Origin of the sequence: Acinetobacter bereziniae LMG 1003 = CIP 70.12 (assembly GCF_000368925.1) — a bacterium.
Classification (GTDB): domain Bacteria; phylum Pseudomonadota; class Gammaproteobacteria; order Pseudomonadales; family Moraxellaceae; genus Acinetobacter; species Acinetobacter bereziniae.
Window position 1 is genome coordinate 1,279,528 of sequence record NZ_KB849756.1, and the last position, 19,119, is coordinate 1,298,646.

The 19,119-nt window shown below is 38.1% G+C and carries 15 protein-coding genes and 1 other RNA gene; 10 read left to right on the top strand and 6 right to left on the bottom strand.

The features are described 5' to 3' along the window. Window positions 1-580 precede the first annotated feature (580 nt). Window positions 581-939, bottom strand: a transfer-messenger RNA (tmRNA) gene (gene ssrA, locus F938_RS23935). Between the two features lie 130 nt (window positions 940-1,069). Between ssrA and glpK the strand changes: the two genes are divergently transcribed. After that, window positions 1,070-2,551, top strand: a complete 1,482-nt coding sequence (glpK, locus tag F938_RS15840) for a glycerol kinase GlpK (RefSeq protein WP_005033341.1) — start codon at window positions 1,070-1,072, stop codon at window positions 2,549-2,551. 63 nt (window positions 2,552-2,614) lie between these two features. Here glpK and def read toward each other — a convergent pair whose 3' ends face one another. Continuing rightward, window positions 2,615-3,094, bottom strand: a complete 480-nt coding sequence (gene def, locus F938_RS15845; protein ID WP_005033342.1) for a peptide deformylase — start codon at window positions 3,092-3,094, stop codon at window positions 2,615-2,617. Window positions 3,095-3,298: 204 nt separating this feature from the next. Here def and F938_RS24780 point away from each other — a divergent pair, with 204 nt between their 5' ends. Together F938_RS24780 and F938_RS15855 are read left to right on the top strand one after the other, a co-directional pair. Further along, on the top strand, window positions 3,299-3,502 hold the full coding sequence (locus F938_RS24780; protein ID WP_005033343.1) for a hypothetical protein: 204 nt from the start codon (window positions 3,299-3,301) through the stop codon (window positions 3,500-3,502). 152 nt (window positions 3,503-3,654) lie between these two features. After that, entirely contained in the window at window positions 3,655-4,929 is a 1,275-nt protein-coding gene (locus tag F938_RS15855) for an MFS transporter (RefSeq protein ID WP_005033345.1), read from the top strand. Here the strand turns inward: F938_RS15855 and F938_RS15860 are convergent. The 3 genes from F938_RS15860 to pnuC all read right to left on the bottom strand — a co-directional run bounded on the left by F938_RS15860 (window position 4,926) and on the right by pnuC (window position 7,784). Further along, window positions 4,926-6,068: a GGDEF domain-containing protein gene (locus tag F938_RS15860; protein ID WP_005033347.1), complete on the bottom strand. Its 1,143-nt coding sequence runs from the start codon at window positions 6,066-6,068 to the stop codon at window positions 4,926-4,928. The genes F938_RS15855 and F938_RS15860 overlap by 4 nt on opposite strands. 831 nt (window positions 6,069-6,899) lie before the next feature. Then, window positions 6,900-7,181, bottom strand: a complete 282-nt coding sequence (locus F938_RS15865; protein ID WP_005033350.1) for a hypothetical protein — start codon at window positions 7,179-7,181, stop codon at window positions 6,900-6,902. Between the two features lie 18 nt (window positions 7,182-7,199). After that, entirely contained in the window at window positions 7,200-7,784 is a 585-nt protein-coding gene (pnuC, locus tag F938_RS15870) for a nicotinamide riboside transporter PnuC (RefSeq protein WP_026040281.1), read from the bottom strand. A 1,021-nt stretch (window positions 7,785-8,805) separates the two neighbouring features. On the opposite strand from pnuC, the gene F938_RS15875 reads away from it, so the two are divergent. The 3 genes from F938_RS15875 (at window position 8,806) to F938_RS15885 (ending at window position 12,138) form a co-directional block, all read left to right on the top strand. Beyond that, window positions 8,806-9,450 (top strand): YqiJ family protein, encoded by a 645-nt coding sequence (locus tag F938_RS15875; protein WP_005033355.1) that lies wholly within the window; start codon window positions 8,806-8,808, stop codon window positions 9,448-9,450. Window positions 9,451-9,480: 30 nt separating this feature from the next. Continuing rightward, on the top strand, window positions 9,481-11,187 hold the full coding sequence (locus F938_RS15880; RefSeq protein ID WP_004829766.1) for a flotillin family protein: 1,707 nt from the start codon (window positions 9,481-9,483) through the stop codon (window positions 11,185-11,187). 219 nt (window positions 11,188-11,406) lie between these two features. Then, on the top strand, window positions 11,407-12,138 hold the full coding sequence (locus F938_RS15885) for a sulfite exporter TauE/SafE family protein (RefSeq protein WP_005033358.1): 732 nt from the start codon (window positions 11,407-11,409) through the stop codon (window positions 12,136-12,138). A 267-nt stretch (window positions 12,139-12,405) separates the two neighbouring features. Here the strand turns inward: F938_RS15885 and F938_RS15890 are convergent, their stop codons facing one another. Next, a complete protein-coding gene (locus tag F938_RS15890) occupies window positions 12,406-14,004 on the bottom strand; it encodes a BCCT family transporter (RefSeq protein ID WP_005033360.1) in 1,599 nt (532 codons plus the stop codon). A 257-nt stretch (window positions 14,005-14,261) separates the two neighbouring features. Between F938_RS15890 and betI the strand changes: the two genes are divergently transcribed. The 4 genes from betI to F938_RS15910 all read left to right on the top strand — a co-directional run bounded on the left by betI (window position 14,262) and on the right by F938_RS15910 (window position 18,994). Beyond that, complete coding sequence (gene betI, locus F938_RS15895) at window positions 14,262-14,885, top strand: transcriptional regulator BetI (RefSeq protein ID WP_005033361.1); 624 nt, start codon at window positions 14,262-14,264, stop codon at window positions 14,883-14,885. After that, window positions 14,878-16,350, top strand: a complete 1,473-nt coding sequence (gene betB, locus F938_RS15900; protein WP_005033363.1) for a betaine-aldehyde dehydrogenase — start codon at window positions 14,878-14,880, stop codon at window positions 16,348-16,350. The genes betI and betB overlap by 8 nt, the downstream gene beginning before the upstream one ends. A gap of 90 nt (window positions 16,351-16,440) precedes the next feature. Continuing rightward, complete coding sequence (gene betA / locus F938_RS15905; RefSeq protein WP_005033368.1) at window positions 16,441-18,138, top strand: choline dehydrogenase; 1,698 nt, start codon at window positions 16,441-16,443, stop codon at window positions 18,136-18,138. Between the two features lie 61 nt (window positions 18,139-18,199). Next, window positions 18,200-18,994, top strand: a complete 795-nt coding sequence (locus tag F938_RS15910) for a TorF family putative porin (protein WP_005033370.1) — start codon at window positions 18,200-18,202, stop codon at window positions 18,992-18,994. Window positions 18,995-19,119 lie beyond the last annotated feature (125 nt).

Sequence of the window (19,119 nt, forward strand, 5' to 3'; positions counted from 1 at the left end):
TTGCTATTAACAAATGTCAGATAAAGACGATACTAATCACTACAGACCAAAAAATGAGTAATCAAATTGCTGAGACACTTTTATTACTTCCCCTTTCGAGGAAAGATTTGCAACCTGAGTATAACAGAACCTACAAAGTCAAAAACAATATGAAACAAATCACAACACCCCATTAACATACGGGTTCAAAGATAGATTGGAAAAGCTTAATTCAAGATAAACGGAATGAATGAAACAGAGTCATTGAAACCTTTTTGATCTTTAGTACTTGTGTGGAGGTGATTATGATAATAAGAATAATAGTATTGATAAAGAAGCTTACTGTAGAAATCAATAGATAAGCCCTCATCATCAAGAGAATATTATTGTTCTTTTGCTTTTAGATTTTTACTTGTGAATCTAAAAGCATTTAGCACCTGTTACACGTGTGTCACTCCTGTGTAACATCATATCTTGATAGTACGTTATTCTCAAATGATGTTAGTGATAGTAATTTAGGCATTAAAAAGCCCTAAACTGTTGAAGTTTAAGGCTTAGTTATTCATATAAAGTTATAAGAGTTTATATGATTTTAGATATATGGTGGAGATGGCGGGAGTTGAACCCGCGTCCGCCAACACTACACTCGAGAATACTACATGCTTAGATATCGTCAATTATTTTAACGCTAAGTGACCCGACGAACAGGGTACAAAACGCGATCCTCTAAATTTAGTACAAAGCCCCGAGGCTTGGCTTTATACGGACTTGTGTGCGTGCGCTTCGGTCGGGTTCACTGACCACAAGTATTCAGTGAAGCGGACAAACTGCCCTTAGGCAGCTAGAGCGTAAGATTCGTCGTTTGCGACTAAAATATGCAAATTTTATTTACGAGAGAAAATGCGCTCTCGGCATGCATCTATGAGCTTCATCATCAGCGTCGAAGCCAATAACATCCCCAGATAACAAACTCATCATAACATAAATGTTGTAAATTAAGCAGATAATTCACGACATTTATTCTAAATGATGCGCCTAGTCCTATAATTACGCTACTATCAGTATTTTTCAAGGGACAAATATAAAAAAGATGAGCTATTTACTCTCACTTGATCAAGGAACGACCTCTAGCCGTGCAATCATCTTTGATGAGCATGGAAAAGTATATGCTTCAGCACAACGTGAAATCCAAATCAAAACGCCGCATTCGGGATGGGTAGAACAAGATGCGATGGAAATATGGACCACACAAATTGCCGTGGTTCAACAAGCAATTGCCTCTGCCAGATTACTTGCCAAAGACATCAAAGCCCTCGGCTTAACCAATCAACGCGAAACAACCGTTGTATGGGACAAAAGAAATGGAAAGCCACTTGCCCCTGCTATTGTTTGGCAAGATCGACGTGCAACTGACTGGTGTAATCAATTGAGCCAGCAAAATTTATCTGAAAAAATTCACAAAAAAACAGGATTAAGAATTGATCCTTATTTCAGTGCAGGAAAGTTGGTTTGGCTATTGGACAATGTTGAAGGATTAAGACAACTGGCTGAGCAAAACCATGTTGCTTTTGGAACAATTGACAGTTGGCTGATCTGGAATTTAACCCAAGGCTCAGAACATGTGATCGAAGCCAGTAATGCGTCTCGTACCATGTTGATGGATTTAAAAACTCAGCAATGGGACCAAGAACTCTTAGAAATATTTAATATTCCCCCAAGTGTGCTTCCTCAAATTATTCAATCAGACTGTTATATTGCCAATACTGCGACAGGGTTATTGGGTGCTGAAATTCCAATTTGTGGTGTATTAGGTGATCAACAATCTGCGCTATTTGGTCAATCTTGTTTTGAAGCAGGTACAGCAAAAAATACCTATGGCACGGGCTGCTTTATGCTATTCAACACAGGAAACGAAATTCAGTATAGTCAAAATAAACTGCTCACGACCTTAGCATGGAACTGTCAAAACCACTCTAACTATGCCCTTGAAGGCAGTGTGTTTATGGCAGGAGCAATCGTGCAATGGTTGCGAGATGGTTTAGGCATTATCAAAAACAGTGCTGAAGTAGAAAAGTTGGCATGCCAAGTCAACACGACTGATGGTGTTGTGCTTGTACCTGCATTTACAGGTTTGGGGGCACCGCATTGGGACAGTGATGCGCGTGCATTACTCTGTGGCATGTCACGCGGAACCAATAAGTCACATATTGCCAGAGCAGCTTTGGAATCTATCGCATTTCAAGTTTCCGATGTCCTTACAGCAATGCAGTCGGATATTTCTCAGCCTTTAAAAGAACTCCGTGTAGATGGTGGAGCAAGCCAAAATGATATGCTGATGCAATTTCAAGCTGACATTTTAAATGTCCCTGTATTACGTCCAAAGCTTTTAGAGTCTACCGCATGGGGAGCGGCAGCTATGGCAGGTCTTAAAACCAATGTATTTACTAATCTAAATGAAATTTCAGAATCTTGGCAGTTAGATCGAGCTTTTGAGCCGAATATGAGCAATGATCAACGTGAATATCATTTAAGCTTATGGAATGATGCTTTACAAAGAGCAAAGTCTAGTTAAAGTGTATTCTTTGAAAACTGGGCTAAATGTTTGATCAATGCACATTCTCGCCCAGTTGCTAAATTAAATTCGCTCGACGAAAAGCACACCATTTAAATGGTCAATTTCATGCTGAACAATTCGAGCAGGAAAACCATGAAAGGTCTGAATCACTTTCTGACCGTTTAAACTAAAAAACTGCACTGTAATCTGTTCAGCCCGAGCCACTTGCCCACGTTCATCAGGTACGCTCAAACAACCTTCTTCTCCCAATACAGTTTGTAATGATTGCTCAATGATTTCAGGATTGACCATGGTGATGGCATCCATTTCAGGCGCATCAGGATAACGAGGATTAGATCGTGAAGCGACGATAATCACACGCTTAGAAATATAAACTTGCGGTGCTGCAATCCCGACTCCATTTCGCTCCAACATCGTTGTCTTTAGTGCTTTGGCAAGTTCTTCCAACCAAGTACTTGAAAACTCAGTGTCAGCAACAGGGGCTGCAATTAATTTTAAAATATCTTCACCACGTTGGGCGATGGGTAAAATGATACTCATGGTCTTATCTGATTTATTAGCATATCGTTCAATGCCTTGATTTTAACATTTAGCGATTCAATCGCAATTGAATAATTCCATACAAGCAATTCACTTTTTGCGCTCAACTCTTATTGTTCAAATATCAAATTTAAAACTGTTTCTTTAATTCAATTTTAATCATGATCTTGTAAATAACAGTCACTCACTCATGAGATTGTACCAATGAATAGTACCACCTTATTTCTCGGTTTGATTTTTAGTTCGATTGGATTAGGTTATTTTATTTATGGAAAAAAACAAAAAATGATCGTGCCCTTCATCTGTGGTATCGCTTTAATGATTTTTCCCTATTTCATTGAAAATAATCTGTTGATCAGCGCTATTGGAATGATTCTTAGCCTCATCCCATGGTTTATTCGCATATAGTGGCATCTTTTTTCCTAAAGCTTTCATAAGCGAAGACATAAATCATCAGACACCCATAATAATTTTTTGACACGATCAAAATAAAGATTGATTATTCAAGGAAAAAATTGTTTATTAAAATTTTATTTTCGACTATTTTTAGATATTACAACATGGATGAAAAAACAAATCTTAATCAGGAAGATAAACGCACGCTTGGTCTCTCCTCTTTGGGTGGTGCACTCGAATTTTATGATTTTGTGATTTATGTATTCTACGCAAAAATCATTGCTGAACTATTTTTCCCCAGCACACTGAGTCCTTTTTGGGCGATGTTGAACACCTATGGAATTTTTGCGGCTGGGTATTTCTTCCGTCCTTTGGGCGGAATTGTCATGGCACATTTTGGGGATTTAGTAGGACGTAAGCGTCTATTTAGTCTATCTATTTTATTAATGGCACTGCCAACCTTAATGATTGGTCTCATGCCAACCTATACTGATATAGGTCTTGCCGCTCCGCTATTATTACTGCTTATGCGTGTGGTACAAGGGATTGCCATCGGTGGTGAAATTCCAGCAGCATGGACTTTTGTTTCAGAACATGTCCCTGAAAAGAAAATTGGCTTTGCCAATGGTCTACTCACAGCAGGCTTATCGTTAGGAATTTTATTGGGATCACTAACATCATTATTGATTTCACTCAAATTTAATGAAACAGAAATTCACGCTTGGGCTTGGCGTATTCCCTTTATTTTGGGCGGAATATTTGGATTAATTGCTTTATATCTAAGAAGCTATCTCAAAGAAACACCTGTGTTTAAAGCCATGCAAGCACGTAAAGAACTCTCTAAAGCGCTACCAATCAAACAAGTCTTAAGCTCCCATAAGTCAGCGGTTTTGATAGGAATGCTGTTTACTTGGTTTTTAACGGGTTGTGTCGTGGTCATTATTTTAGCGATGCCTAATTTACTCACGGGGACTTTTGCTTTTCAACGTACAGATGCATTTCAAATGCAAAGTGCTGCAATCTTAATGCAGATGTTGGGTTGTGTGATTGCAGGAACATTGGCTGATCGCTTTGGTGCAGGTCGTATTATGTTCTGGGGTTCACTGTGTGTCGCTGTTATTTCAGCTATTTTTTACAACAGTTTGGAGCATGTAACTACATCCACCATTTTTAGCCTCTATATGCTATTGGGTTTATTTTCAGGTACGGTAGGTATAGTTTCTTATAGCATGGTAAAAATGTTTCCTGCACAAATTCGTTTTTCAGGAATTTCTTTTTCTTATAACGTTGCTTATGCCATCGCAGGTGGATTAACGCTCCCATTAGTACAATGGCTCAGTTTATATAGTGATATTGGTGCAATGTACTATATTGTCGTGTTGTGTTGCTTCACCCTACTGACCAGCTTAATTTACCGAAAAAAATTTGAAATACATTAAATCACTTGTTTAGATTCCATTGAATGGGTAATTTTAATTTCCAAGAAATGACGAACTTGATTGCGCCCATTCTTTTTTGCCAAATATAGCGCTTGATCTGCCTGACGAATAATTTCTTCTTTGGTAATTCCAAAAGGATTGATTGAGGCTGCAACGCCAAAACTTGCAGTAATGCTAATTTTGCGTTGAGTATCCAGTAAAATCACTTCTTTCTCAATTGCTTTACGGCATCGCTCAGCGATATCAATAGCTTTGGCGAGCTGACCACCTCTGGTCAAAATGATAAATTCCTCACCACCAAAGCGTCCAACAATATCCTCTTCATGGATATTTTCAGTCAATATCCCAGCAATTTGTTGTAAAACGATATCGCCTATATCGTGACCATATTTATCATTAATATCTTTAAAATAATCAAGGTCTAACAACACAATCGCAAAAGAGCTCTGTTGTTGTTTGAGCATATCAATATTTTCACTGATTTTACGGCGATTAAAAATGCCAGTTAAAGGATCAATAATACTCACTTGCTCAATCATTTTTTCGCGTTTACGCCACTGTGTAAGAAGAACCTCAAACAAAACTAAACTTGCAAAGAAAATTGGAAGATAAAAATACAGCATGCAATATACCCAAAATGCATTGCGATACAAGGGCATTACCAGCAGTTCTTCACTGAAAATCGGGGCATATCTAATCTGACCGCTAAGACTCAATACAATACAAATCAACATAAAACAACTAATTGGAATAACTGTTAAATAAACAACCCGCCGTTCAAACAACACCAAACCAACCGTAATCAAGCTGACAAAACCAGCAGTCGAAGCTGGACTAAAGATACCTATACAATAAGCACCATAAATAAAAATAGTGCCAAAATATGCAATCGTTATATAAGGGATAATTTTTTCAAAAATAGAAATTTTTTTTAAAGATCGAATCAGAAAAATGAGCACAAAAAAACCAATTGTGGCAAGCGACAACATCCGAATATACGTTGGATAAAAGGCTTGATTAATCCAAGGTTGTATATCTACTTTTGCTTCACTGAAATACCACCATATGATCCACAACAAAACATCTATACCACCAAGTAATAGGACCAAGCCGCACTTTTTATAATTACTCCAATTCATGATCATATTGTCGTGTATAAAAACTTCAGCGGAGGAATGTATTACCCCTCTATTTTTTTGCTTCATATTACCATTCACCCGTCAAAAATAGTGAATTACTCTCTATTTTTATTTTTCATATCGATGATTAAAATATAACACTTAGAAAAGTCAAAGTAAGTCAATTTTTTAAATACTACCATTTCTTAATTCTATTTATTTTAATATTAAGACTGAATTGAATGAAATAAGTTGGTTTGTTTTGATTTCACACATTACACAGCATTCGTTTAAACCATTAGATATATTTAACCTATTGTATTTATTTAAATAAACCAAAACAAAAAGAACTTTGTATTCAATAATAATGTATAATTACAGTAAATAAAATTCAAAAAATAATAAGCTATTTTTTTTAAAATATTTTGATACATATACTTATAGATATATTTTTTTCTAAAATGAATAAAAAAATATTCAAAATTACTGTATTTATTTAAGTTATAAAATTTAATTTTTTAATTTTAGTGTCTTGTGTTTTTTTGAATCATAACACGAGTATCAAAATCAAAAATTAGGATGTATCGAGAACATATCATCAAACTGTCTGATTAAAAAAATATGTGTTTTAATATCAATCACATCCAATAAAATTTATGCTTTTATACAGATGATTCAAAGATTTGGTGATTCAATTATTTTTTACTTTTGAAGGTTGATTTCTCTTTGAGAAAAGTTCAGCGCTCAAAATTTTTCTATTGAAATATGATTAAAAATTATCCAATATGATCAATATAGATAGCAAACATGACAATTGTATGAACGAAATGAAGCATCTGAATCATCGAGCGATTATTCTCTTATTGCATAACGAACCTTGATTAATTTTTGCACACCTTGCACATCGATCGATAAAAAATGATTTTTATATTCAATATGAATACAAAAGTCTTCTGCACCATCATCAAGACCAGATACAGTCCATGTCGTTCCTTGAGGAAAATCATTGAGCCATTGAGCTTTATAAAAATCGGATACTGAATCAAAATCAAGATACTTTTCAGGTCTATCTACAATATTTTGTGCCAGATCTTCAAATTTCTGTTTGTGTATTTGAACAAAGTCAATCAGCATGCTCGACCTTTATATCCACTAGATTTCATTATACAACTGACTCAATTGTTTCGTTTTCACTTGTTCCCATTGCCACCATCCAAATGCCGCCATAGCCACAAATGCTGCATATAAACCTGCAGTCAAAAATAAATCTTTGTACAGAAACATCGCCACATAGACAATATCAACAAATACCCACAGTACCCAAGTCGCAATGTGTTTACGACTGGTCCAATAGGTTGCTAACAAACTAAATGCCGCTAGTTGCGAGTCTAGCATCGGCAAAGCTGCATCAGTAAAATAATGCAATGACAAGCCGAATAAAAGCCCACCTAAGGCAGCAATCAACATTTGAGTAAACACGGCACCTATCGCAATGGGCTCAATTCGAATTTCATGATCTTGCTGTTTACCTTTAAACCAGTGATAAAAACCATAAAAATTCACCAGCATAAAAAATAGCTGTAAAATGGTTTCACCATATAATTTAAAGGTAAAAAATAGATAAGCGTATAAGACAAATGCAAAAAAATTAAATAACCAACACCACATATTGCGCTTTATTGTCAAACCAACACCAATCACACTAATAATAACGGCAAAAACTTCTAATGCTGACATGATAAAAAGCGCACAAATATAAGAAAGCTTATTATGAAAAAAAACACTACAAATGCAAGAAAAATGACATACCAAATTCAATTCAAAACGGCGCATACACTCAGCCATCATGTTTTATGATGATCATATAAATAGCAGTTTTATTTATACATTAAATTGGACACGCACATACATTTGAGTCGAAGATTAAAGTAAATTAGGAACATGGATTGTTTGTCATGTAAATCGAAGCTTATCGTCAAAAATAAGTTTTTAGAAATTTAATTATTTTTATCACTTCAATACAGCAATTTGAGGTGATTTTAATTTAAACTAAGCAATCACCAATAAACAAAGCGAGCCAACGCAGTTCATTTCAGCAAAACATTCATAACATCGCTCAAACTAGCACTAATAAATGCTTTTTAAGATGTTAAAAAATAGCCAAAATCTAATTTTTTCAAACCGTGTATTTATCATTCGTTAAAAAATACTGTATATGCTTAGATTGTTTGTTTATGCAATATAACTTAAAAATCTCTATAAAAAACATAGATTAAAATTAAGTTTCTTTCATTGATACTGTTCACATTTTAACCTTATTTACGAGATTTAACACTTGTTTACGTGAATACCAATGAATTAACAGACAGAACCGTCTACTATCTAATTAAGTTATGAATCTTCCCCAAAATTCATAACATTTCTCCTTAACCGAACTGTGAAAGCAGATTCGTTGTTCTACGCAATGATCACCCCAATCATTGCGTATTTTTTTGTCTACAGTTCCGTCTGTTAACTTCAACAGTTATAAGGAATCATTGAACAAAATGCAAGCAATCATTTTCAAACAACTTTTCCACTATTAAAAATGATAAGATATTGATTTTAATTAAAATCAAAAAATATTTAGTTGCAATATTTCGACAAAACCGATAGACTTTATTTATTAATTGAATTAATTGATGATAATTGTAGGATTAGTTCAAATTTAAAATATGATCTATAAAAATTTTTTAACAATAATTTTGAGCAAAACAATATGTGGGAATTATTTACACACTCATCGAACTTAGTTTTTAGCGTAAGTCTTTGCCTCATGTTGTTGTTGGGACTGGTGGAGTGTTTGCTTCTCATTATTGGTTCGAGTAGCCAAGGTTTTTTAGACCAATTTGTTCCTGATCAGCTTCTAGAAGCCCATAATCCAGATATTGATCTGCATACAGAACATGGTTTTTTTGTAAAACTTTTAGATTGGCTCTATTTGGGACGAGTTCCTGTCTTAGTTTGGTTGATTATTTTTTTGACTGTTTATGCCCTATTTGGCTTTATTGTTCAAACAATTTTCTATCACTTTACAGAACATTATTTTTCAATTTGGGTAATTGCACCAGCCAGTCTTTTTTTATGTATGCCCATAGTCCGTCTCTGTGCAGCCCTGATCTCCAAAATTTTACCCCAAGATGAAACCACTGCCATTCATAGTGACGAGTTGATTGGTCGTACAGCTCAGATTGTTTTAGGCGAAGCAAAGCAGAACTACCCTGCTCAAGCCAAAGTCATCGATCAATTTGGACAAACACATTATATTTTGGTTGAACCTGAATTAGACCAAGTCTTTTCACAGGGTCAATCGGTAATTCTCACCCAGCGAACAAAAGTAGGTTTTCAAGCAATTCTTGATTAATTTTTTAATAACAAACGAAGGCATAATAAAATGTTGAATTCAAATTTATATCAAATACTGGTTTTAGCGGGCATTGTGCTCGCTGCACTGATCATTATTGGCGTGATCATTGCCCGTTTATATAAACGTTCGAGTAAAGAAGTTTCCTTTGTTCGTACTGGTTTTGGTGGTGAAAAAGTCATTTTGAATGGTGGTGCAATTGTACTTCCTGTTTTACATGAAGTGATTCCTGTCAATATGAATACACTACGACTTGAGGTTAAACGTGCGACAGATCAAGCATTAATTACCCGAGATCGTATGCGTGTGGATGTGATGGCGGAATTCTATGTTCGTGTAAAACCAACTGCAGAATCAATTGCTACCGCTGCTCAAACGCTGGGTAAAAAAACCATGTCACCGCAAGAACTAAAAGACTTGGTTGAAGGTAAATTTGTGGACTCACTTCGTGCAGTTGCTGCTGAAATGGCAATGGAAGAGTTACATGAAAAGCGGGTTGATTTTGTCCAAAAAGTTCAACAAGTGGTCTCAGAAGATTTATTTAAAAATGGTTTAGAACTTGAAACTGTTTCTTTGACAGGTTTGGATCAAACCAGTTTTGAATATTTTAATCCACAAAATGCTTTCGATGCTGAAGGTTTAACCAAATTAACCGAAACCATTGAAGACCGTCGTAAAAAACGAAATGACATCGAACAGGACAATGACCTGGCAATCAAAGCCAAAAACTTAGAAGCTGAACAAGCGCGTTTGCAAATCCTTCGCGAAGAAGAATATGCAAAAATGCAACAAGAACGTGAAATTGCCATTCGTAAAGCTGAACAGTCTGCTGAAATCGCGACCCAAGAAGCGGCAAAAAAACGAGAAGCCGAAGAGGCGCGTATTGCCGCTGAACGTGAAGTTGAAATCAAACGGATTGCTTCAGCACGAGATGTTGAAAATGAAAATATTCAAAAAGCACAGTTGATTCAAAAAGCCCAAGTAGAACAGAAGAAAACCATTGAACTGGCTGAACAAGACCGTGCCATCGCGATTGCTGAAAAATCACGCGCAGAATCTGAAGCAAAAGCCTTAGCAGATCAAGCGCGTGCACAAGCGGTAAAAGCGGAAGAAGAAGTGACCACAGTTCGAGAAACTCAGCGAGCTGAGCGTTTAAAAGCAGTTGAGTTGGTTGCTGCGAAACAAGTTGCTGAAACAGATGCGATTGCCATTACTGTTGCAGCAGAAGCATCAAAACAAGCGGCAGTAGATGATGCAGAAGCTGTACGTATTGCAGCACAAGCGGAAGCAGAAAAGGTTCGATTAAAAGCCAAAGGTGAGGCTGATGCAAAAATGCTGCTTGCAGCCGCTCAAGAGAAACAATATCAAGTGGATGCTGAGGGTACGCGTGCAGTGAACGAAGCCAATAATGTCCTTTCAACTGAACAAGTTGAAATGCAAATTCGTTTAGCGTTATTGAAATACCTACCTGAAATCATTCGTGAAAGTGTTAAACCGATGGAAAATATTGATGATATTAAGATTCTCCAAGTCAATGGTTTAGGCGGTGTTGCTGGCTCGACTGGAAGCTCAGAATCAGGTGAACAAACTCAAGTTGCGCTTTCTGATCAAGTCGTCAACAGCGCACTTCGTTATCGCTCACAAGCACCGTTAATTGATAGTTTAATGAATGAGTTAGGCATCAAAGGTGGTGATATCAATGGTTTAACCCAATCATTAAAACCTAATAATGATTAATTTACTCATTATTTAGACATAACATGAATATTGAGCCTCTAAAGTTAGGGGCTTTTTTATTGGCTGAAATTCAATGCAAGAATGACGATTTGAATCTCAATTTTAATCTAAATAAATAATGAAGCCATTCATTCATTTCTTTTAGAATCGAGTGCTTGATCTCATCCTTTTGGTCGGAATACCATGCCCCTTTTCCAGCTCGATATAACACACTAAAAAATGACTTGGTTTATTTTCATTCTCGGTGCCATGATTGCAGGCTTTGTGCAAGGTTTAACAGGTTTTGCCTTTGCTTTAATTGCGATGTCTTTTTGGGTTTGGGTATTACCACCACAACTGGCAGCACCGTTGGTGGTCTTTGCTTCTCTATGGAGTCATCTCATCGCACTGGGGCGAGAGCAAAAACATGACTTTTCTTTTTCTTTGGTATTACCCTATTTAATTGCAGGACTCATCGGTGTTCCATTAGGAACTTACCTTTTACACTTGGTTGATGGCAATAGTTTTAAAATTATACTCGGGCTGTTTCTCATGCTTTGGTGTCCAATCATGCTTTTTGCACCTGAATTCCCACGCATTCAAGCATTGGGGAAAATCGCTGACAGTTGCATCGGCTTTGTAGGTGGAGTTTTAGGTGGATTAGGTGGTTTTTGTGGTGCAGCACCTTCTGCATGGGTGATGCTTAAAAACTTACCCAAAGCCCAACAACGCTATATTCTGAGACACTTTAATTTTGCCATTCAGTTATTTACCCTATTGGTCTATCTCTACCAAGGGGCAATTCAACGCTTACATTTACCTTATTTTGCACTGATTATTATTGCAGTGAGTATTCCAGCAATGATGGGTGCACAAATGTTTTACAAAATTTCTGAAATTCAGTTTAAACGTATCGTCCTTAGCTTGCTTTTCGCTTCTGGGTGTTTCTTGTTGTTCACAACATTGATCTAAATGATGCCATTTTTGAAAACTTGCATCATATCAATAAGGCACTTTTACAACCTTGTATTTTGAGAAAAATTTCGATTTGTGTCAGTCTTATCAATGAATGATAGATATTGAATTGAACACGACCACCAAGACTAAGGTGTCATACTGTTCACAGATAAAAGATACTGTCAAAATCATCAAGTAAATTATTTATCTAGCTATCAATTTTCCCATTCTGAATATAAGTAGATTACATATTTCAGAATGGGTGTATCTGGATTTGCACAATCAAGATGGGTCTTGACTGGAATTCTCTTGCTGGGGTGCTTGCTGTGAAATTGGTGGTTGAGGTTTAAAATGATCCTGTAACAACGCCTTTCTCATACCAAACATATACAACAAAATAATCACAGAGAATGGCAATCCACAAAGTACTACGGCGCTTTGCATGGAATGGAAGCTCCCTGCCAACAACAGACCAACACTGACCAATGTAATCACCACTGACCAGAAAATTCGTAACCAGATCGGTGAGTCACTTTCACTACTTCCACCTTTTGTTGATAAATTCGCAATCATCAATGTCCCTGAACCTACTGGAGTTAAAAATAGGACAAAACAGATCACCACGACAATACCAGCCACATAAGGATTGAAAGGTAAATATTCTAATAATTTAAACAAAGACAAAGCAGGATCAGTTAACACCATATCCCCTAGAATTTTTTGCTTTTGATTCAAAATCAAATCAATTGCAGTATTTCCAAAGATAGAAAGCCAAGCCAGTGTAAAACCAAGAGGAATCAGACATACACCCAATACCACTTCGCGAATTGTACGACCTTTTGAAATTCGGGCAATAAACATTCCTACAAATGGCGCCCAAGCAATCCACCATGCCCAGTAAAACACTGTCCACGAACCTAACCACGCACTGGCTTTTTGATTGTATAAATACACATCAAAACTTTTAACGACAAAATGATTAAGATAATCACCAATATTTTGTACCAGACCATTCAATAAATGATTGGTGGGTCCTGTTAAAAATACAAAAAGCAATAAAGCATAGAGTAAACGTAAATTAATCCTTGAAAGCCAAGCTAAACCTTTTTCAATACCGACTACCGTGGTAATCGTCGCAACAGCCATCATCACCAAGACCACACTAATCAAGGTAATATTATTATTGGGAATTTCTGGGAGTAAATAACTAATTCCTGAGACCAGAACCAATGCACCAATCCCTAAATTGGTGACCAAAGAAATGACAGTAGCTAAAATACCAAAGCCGTCAACACAGTCACCAATCAAACCATAGATCTTTTGACCAAAAATTGGATACAGTGCTGAGCGTAGTGCTAAAGGTAAGTCTAGGCGGAAGGCAAAATAGCCCAGAGTCACACCCAATAAGGCATAGAGCACCCAACCATGAATGCCCCAATGTAAAAAGCTATACATCATGGCATCACGTGCTGCTTGAATGGTTCCACCCTCACCTTCTGGCGGTCGTAGGAAATGATCAACCGGTTCAGCAACACCATAGTAGAGTAAGGCGATCCCAATACCTGCAGAGAACAACATGGAAACCCAAGCCAGATAGCCAAACTCAGGCTTATCGTCATCTTTACCTAAAGGAATTTGACCAAACCTTGAAAAAGCTAACCAAGCAACGAAACCGATGCAGCCGACGATCACCAACATATAGTACCAACCAAATAGCTGGTTGGCTTGCTCTTGTACATAGGTCAGCCAAAATTGGCTTTTTTCAGGAAATAACACAAATAATAACCCAAAAATACCGATACTGACTGCTGAACTTCCAAATACAAATAAATTTAATCGAACATGTTCGGATTCGGATCCTTCATGACTTTTTGACACCATGCTCTTGCTCCTTGCAAACGGTGTATTTTCTTTAAAAATAAGATGATAGGCACTTTTTTCGACTTAGCACACCGACCTTCAACGAACTTGATTTAGCCATTTAGATCTTATATTGCCCATCAAAGAATTATTGATTTTTGCAGATTATACTTTTTATTGATTGAACGTTCAATCAATAAAAAGTATGATTAAAATGTTATGATGCTCTACATCGAGAAATGTTAGATAAAAACCCTATTTAGGGCGAATGGAAAAGCATGACAAAGCGTAGAGTAAAACCAGAGCATGTGCGACGTGAAGAAATTATCAATGCCGCATTTCATGTGATTTATGAAGTGGGATTGTCCAATACAACCATTGCACAAATTGCAAAAAAAGCTGAATTATCAACAGGTATTGTCAGTCACTATTTTGGTGATAAACAAGGATTAATCAATACCTGTATGCAAGAAATGCTCAACGTTTTGCGTCGAAAAACCGACCAGAATAAAGCTGAAGCAGATACGCATCCAGAAAGCCAGATTAAGGCAATTATTGATTCCAACTTTGATATCAGTCAGGTCAATAAACAAGCAATGCGTGTCTGGTTAGACTTTTGGTCTGCAAGTATGCATCTCCCTGAATTGGGACGCTTGCAACAAATTAACGACCAACGTCTATATTCAAACTTGAAGTTTCATTTCCTCAAGTTATTGAACAAAGAACAGGCAAGTATTGCTGCGCGTGGATTGGCAGCTTTGATTGACGGATTATGGTTACGTGGCAGTTTAGCCAGTCATGATGAATTTGACAGTGAACTGGCACGATCCATTGCTTATGATTATGTAAAAACGCAATTGCAATTTGCGCAAAAACCTTTGCAGGAGAGACAGAATGAGTGATTCACAAGTTCATCAATTGTATATCCATGGTCGCTATGTTGCCGCGACCAGTGGTAAAACATTTAATAGTATTAACCCTGCCAATGGTGAGGTGATTGCAACACTTCAGCAAGCATCACAACAAGATATTGAAACAGCTGTTCAAAGCGCACGACAAGGTCAGAAAATTTGGGCAGCCATGACGGCGATGGAACGTTCACGTATTTTACGCCGTGCTGTAGATATTCTTCGTGAGCGTAATGACCAGTTAGCGCACTTAGAAACACTGGATACAGGTAAAGCATATAGCGAAACGTCAACTGTTGATATTGTCACAGGGGCTGATGTTTTAGAATATTACGCAGGACTTGCCACTGCGATTCAAGGTGAACAAGTTCCCCTTCGTGATTCCAGCTTTTTTTATACCCGTCGTGAACCATTGGGTGTGGTTGCAGGCATTGGTGCTTGGAACTATCCAATTCAAATTGCACTTTGGAAATCTGCTCCTGCCCTTGCAGCCGGAAATGCTATGATTTTCAAACCAAGTGAAACTACCCCGCTTACAGCATTTAAACTTGCAGAAATCTATACGGAAGCAGGTCTGCCAGATGGCGTATTTAACGTTGTACAAGGTGCAGGTCGTGAAATTGGACAATGGCTGACTGAACACCCTGTGATTGAAAAAATTTCTTTTACAGGCGGTGTAGAAACAGGCAAGAAAGTCATGGCCAGTGCAGCAGGTTCAACCCTTAAAGAAGTCACAATGGAACTCGGTGGTAAATCACCATTGATCATTTGCGATGATGCCAATCTAGACCGTGCCGCCGACATTGCCATCATGGCGAATTTTTTTAGCTCAGGACAAGTATGTACCAATGGTACACGCGTCTTTGTGCCTAAATCTTTACTCGCTGACTTTGAAAAAGCGATTGTTGAACGTGTTAAGCGAATTCGCATTGGCGATCCAATGTCAGAAAACACCAACTTTGGTCCGCTCACCAGCTTTCCACATATGGAAAAGGTATTGTCTTTCATTGAGTCAGGCAAACAACAAGGTGCAAAACTGCTTATCGGTGGTGGGCGTGCGACTGAAGGTGATTTAGCCAAAGGGGCTTATGTATTACCGACTGTTTTTAGTCACTGTCAAGATGATATGCGCATTGTTGAAGAAGAAATTTTCGGACCTGTGATGAGCATTCTCAGTTATGACACTGAGGAAGAAGTCATTCGCCGTGCTAACGACACGACTTTTGGTCTTGCAGCGGGTATTGTGACTCAAGACATCACCCGAGCACACCGTATTATTCACCAAATCGAAGCAGGAATTTGCTGGATCAATACTTGGGGTGAATCTCCTGCAGAAATGCCAGTTGGCGGTTATAAGCAATCTGGTGTGGGTCGTGAAAATGGCTTGACTACACTCGCACATTACACACGCATTAAATCGATTCAAGTTGAATTAGGTGAGTACCAAAGCATTTTTTAATGCACTCACCCCTTCCCTCTCAATCCATCCTATGTGCCATGTCATCACTTGATTGCATTGGCACCTTTAAGAAATACAAAAAGGATAATTATGAATACTCAATCCTATGACTACATTATCATTGGCGCAGGATCTGCCGGAAATGTATTGGCTACTCGTTTGACTGAAGACAAAGATGTCACTGTTTTATTATTAGAAGCAGGCGGTCCTGACTATCGTTTAGATTTCCGTACCCAAATGCCTGCTGCCTTGGCATATCCATTACAAGGTCGTCGTTACAATTGGGCGTATTTAACCGACCCAGAACCCCATATGAACAATCGCCGTATGGAATGCGGTCGTGGTAAAGGTCTAGGTGGCTCTTCGTTGATTAACGGAATGTGCTACATCCGTGGTAATGCTATGGACCTAGATCAGTGGTCAACCCACAAAGGTCTGGAAGACTGGACTTATGCGGATTGTTTGCCTTATTACAAAAAAGCCGAAACACGAGATATCGGTGGTAATGACTATCATGGTGACAACGGTCCAGTGTCTGTGGCTACGCCAAAAAATGGTAACAATGTACTGTTCCATGCCATGGTTGAAGCAGGCGTACAGGCAGGTTACCCACGTACTGATGATTTGAACGGCTATCAACAAGAAGGCTTTGGTCCAATGGACCGCACTGTAACACCAAAAGGTCGTCGTTCAAGTACAGCGCGTGGTTATTTGGATATGGCGAAAGGTCGACCAAACTTAACCATTGTCACCCATGCAACCACCAATAAAATTCTTTTTAACCAGAAACAAGCGGTCGGTGTAGAGTATATTCTGGGTGCTGACCAAGCCAATTTAAAACAAGCGCAAGCAAAACGGGAAGTTTTACTGTGTGCAGGTGCGATTGCTTCACCACAAATTTTGCAACGCTCAGGCGTAGGTCAAAGTACTTTCCTCAAATCAATGGATATTGCTGTGGTTCATGATTTGCCAGGTGTGGGTGAAAATCTACAAGACCATTTGGAAATGTACTTACAGTATAAGTGTAAGCAGCCTGTTTCTCTGTATCCAGCACTAAAATGGTTTAATCAACCTGCGATTGGTGCTGAATGGCTCTTTAATGGCACAGGCATTGGCGCAAGTAACCAGTTTGAAGCAGGCGGCTTTATCCGTAGCTCAGATGAGTTTGATTGGCCCAATATCCAATATCACTTCTTGCCTGTGGCGATTAACTACAATGGTAGTAATGCTGTTAAAGAACATGGCTTTCAAGCGCATGTCGGTTCCATGCGCTCACCGTCTCGTGGTCGAATCAAGCTCAATTCAAAAGATCCGTTTCAACATCCAAGTATTTTGTTCAACTATATGTCCACTGAACAAGACTGGCGTGAATTTAGAGATGCAATTCGCATTACTCGTGAAATCATGCAACAGCCTGCTTTGGATGCCTATCGAGGTGATGAAATCAGTCCTGGTAAGAAAGTACAAACCGATGCTGAGCTAGATGATTTCGTACGGAACCATGCAGAAACGGCTTATCACCCTTCTTGCAGTTGCAAAATGGGTGAAGATGAAATGGCCGTGGTGGATGGTCAAGGTCGAGTGCATGGCTTAGAAGGTTTACGTGTCGTAGATGCCTCGATCATGCCATTGATCATTACTGGAAACTTAAATGCAACCACCATTATGATCGCAGAAAAAATTGCAGATCAAATCCGTGGTCAAAAGTTACCACGATCTGAAGCGGGCTATTACAAGGCAGGAACAACGCCTGTACGCCAAGCACCTTTGCGTGCAATCCATTCATAGAGGTCTATATTGCGCCAGCTGAGTAAGCACTGAGCTGGCGCATTACACAAGGACGAATAAGATGAAAAAGCAACTATTATTTCTCATTCCTTGCAGCATATACGTTCAAGGCATCTATGCAGACGAATCGAGTACAGTCACGACATCACCGTATAGCGCGAATCTAACCATAGCAAGCCAATATATTTCACGTGGTTTCCAACAAACTTGGGGGAAACCTGCTGTACAAGGTGGCTTAGATTACAATCATAGCAATCGCTTTTTTGCAGGAACATGGGCATCTACAGTCAGTGATGATTTTATCCGAGATGCGACTGTCGAATGGGATGTATATAGCGGATATCGCCGTAGTTTCGGTGAGCTTACGCTAGGTACAAAAGTCGCGTATTACTATTACCCTGGTGCAAAAACTACAGCAGAAACGGCACATACCCGATTTAATTATGGTGAGATCATTCCTGAAATCAGTTATGGTCCATTCAGCTTGAAATATGCCATCACCTATACACAAGACTACTTTGGCAATAACTCTGACACCTTAGCCATTGGCAACAATCAACACTCTCGTGGCTCTGGATATCTAGACTTGAATTGGTATCAACCCATTACTCAAGGTTGGTCTGTAAATGCACACTATGGTCACCAACGTATTCGAAATTTTTCTGAGGCTAACTTTCAGGATGCAAGTTTGACCATCAGTAAACAATTGCCTTATCAGATTTCAAGCAGTTTGAGTTATAGCAAAGCCTGGGATAAAGATGGTTTCTATCAGAACTATAGTAACGGTAACCCAAATGCTAAAGTTTCTAATCCGATTGACTCAACCTTGACTTTTGCACTCACCAAAAGTTTTTAGTTTTCAGGCTCAATTCTCAGAGCTTAGTATGGCTATCCTATAAAAGGGACTAAAAACCTAAATATTTTTGAATTCAGTTCCCTCTTTAGCATGACTCATCCTCATGCTTTTTTTATTGATCTATA

Excerpts from the sequence above, each read along its gene's own strand:
- F938_RS15865 (WP_005033350.1), bottom strand. The coding sequence starts at position 7,181 with ATGCTGATTGACTTTGTTCAAATACACAAACAGAAATTTGAAGATCTG.
- F938_RS15860 (WP_005033347.1), bottom strand. The coding sequence starts at position 6,068 with ATGAATTGGAGTAATTATAAAAAGTGCGGCTTGGTCCTATTACTTGGT.
- F938_RS15875 (WP_005033355.1), top strand. The coding sequence starts at position 8,806 with ATGTGGGAATTATTTACACACTCATCGAACTTAGTTTTTAGCGTAAGT.
- F938_RS15910 (WP_005033370.1), top strand. The coding sequence starts at position 18,200 with ATGAAAAAGCAACTATTATTTCTCATTCCTTGCAGCATATACGTTCAA.
- def (WP_005033342.1), bottom strand. The coding sequence starts at position 3,094 with ATGAGTATCATTTTACCCATCGCCCAACGTGGTGAAGATATTTTAAAA.
- F938_RS15885 (WP_005033358.1), top strand. The coding sequence starts at position 11,407 with ATGACTTGGTTTATTTTCATTCTCGGTGCCATGATTGCAGGCTTTGTG.
- F938_RS15855 (WP_005033345.1), top strand. The coding sequence starts at position 3,655 with ATGGATGAAAAAACAAATCTTAATCAGGAAGATAAACGCACGCTTGGT.
- betA (WP_005033368.1), top strand. The coding sequence starts at position 16,441 with ATGAATACTCAATCCTATGACTACATTATCATTGGCGCAGGATCTGCC.
- pnuC (WP_026040281.1), bottom strand. The coding sequence starts at position 7,784 with ATGTCAGCATTAGAAGTTTTTGCCGTTATTATTAGTGTGATTGGTGTT.
- F938_RS24780 (WP_005033343.1), top strand. The coding sequence starts at position 3,299 with ATGAATAGTACCACCTTATTTCTCGGTTTGATTTTTAGTTCGATTGGA.
- betI (WP_005033361.1), top strand. The coding sequence starts at position 14,262 with ATGACAAAGCGTAGAGTAAAACCAGAGCATGTGCGACGTGAAGAAATT.
- glpK (WP_005033341.1), top strand. The coding sequence starts at position 1,070 with ATGAGCTATTTACTCTCACTTGATCAAGGAACGACCTCTAGCCGTGCA.
- F938_RS15880 (WP_004829766.1), top strand. The coding sequence starts at position 9,481 with ATGTTGAATTCAAATTTATATCAAATACTGGTTTTAGCGGGCATTGTG.
- F938_RS15890 (WP_005033360.1), bottom strand. The coding sequence starts at position 14,004 with ATGGTGTCAAAAAGTCATGAAGGATCCGAATCCGAACATGTTCGATTA.
- betB (WP_005033363.1), top strand. The coding sequence starts at position 14,878 with ATGAGTGATTCACAAGTTCATCAATTGTATATCCATGGTCGCTATGTT.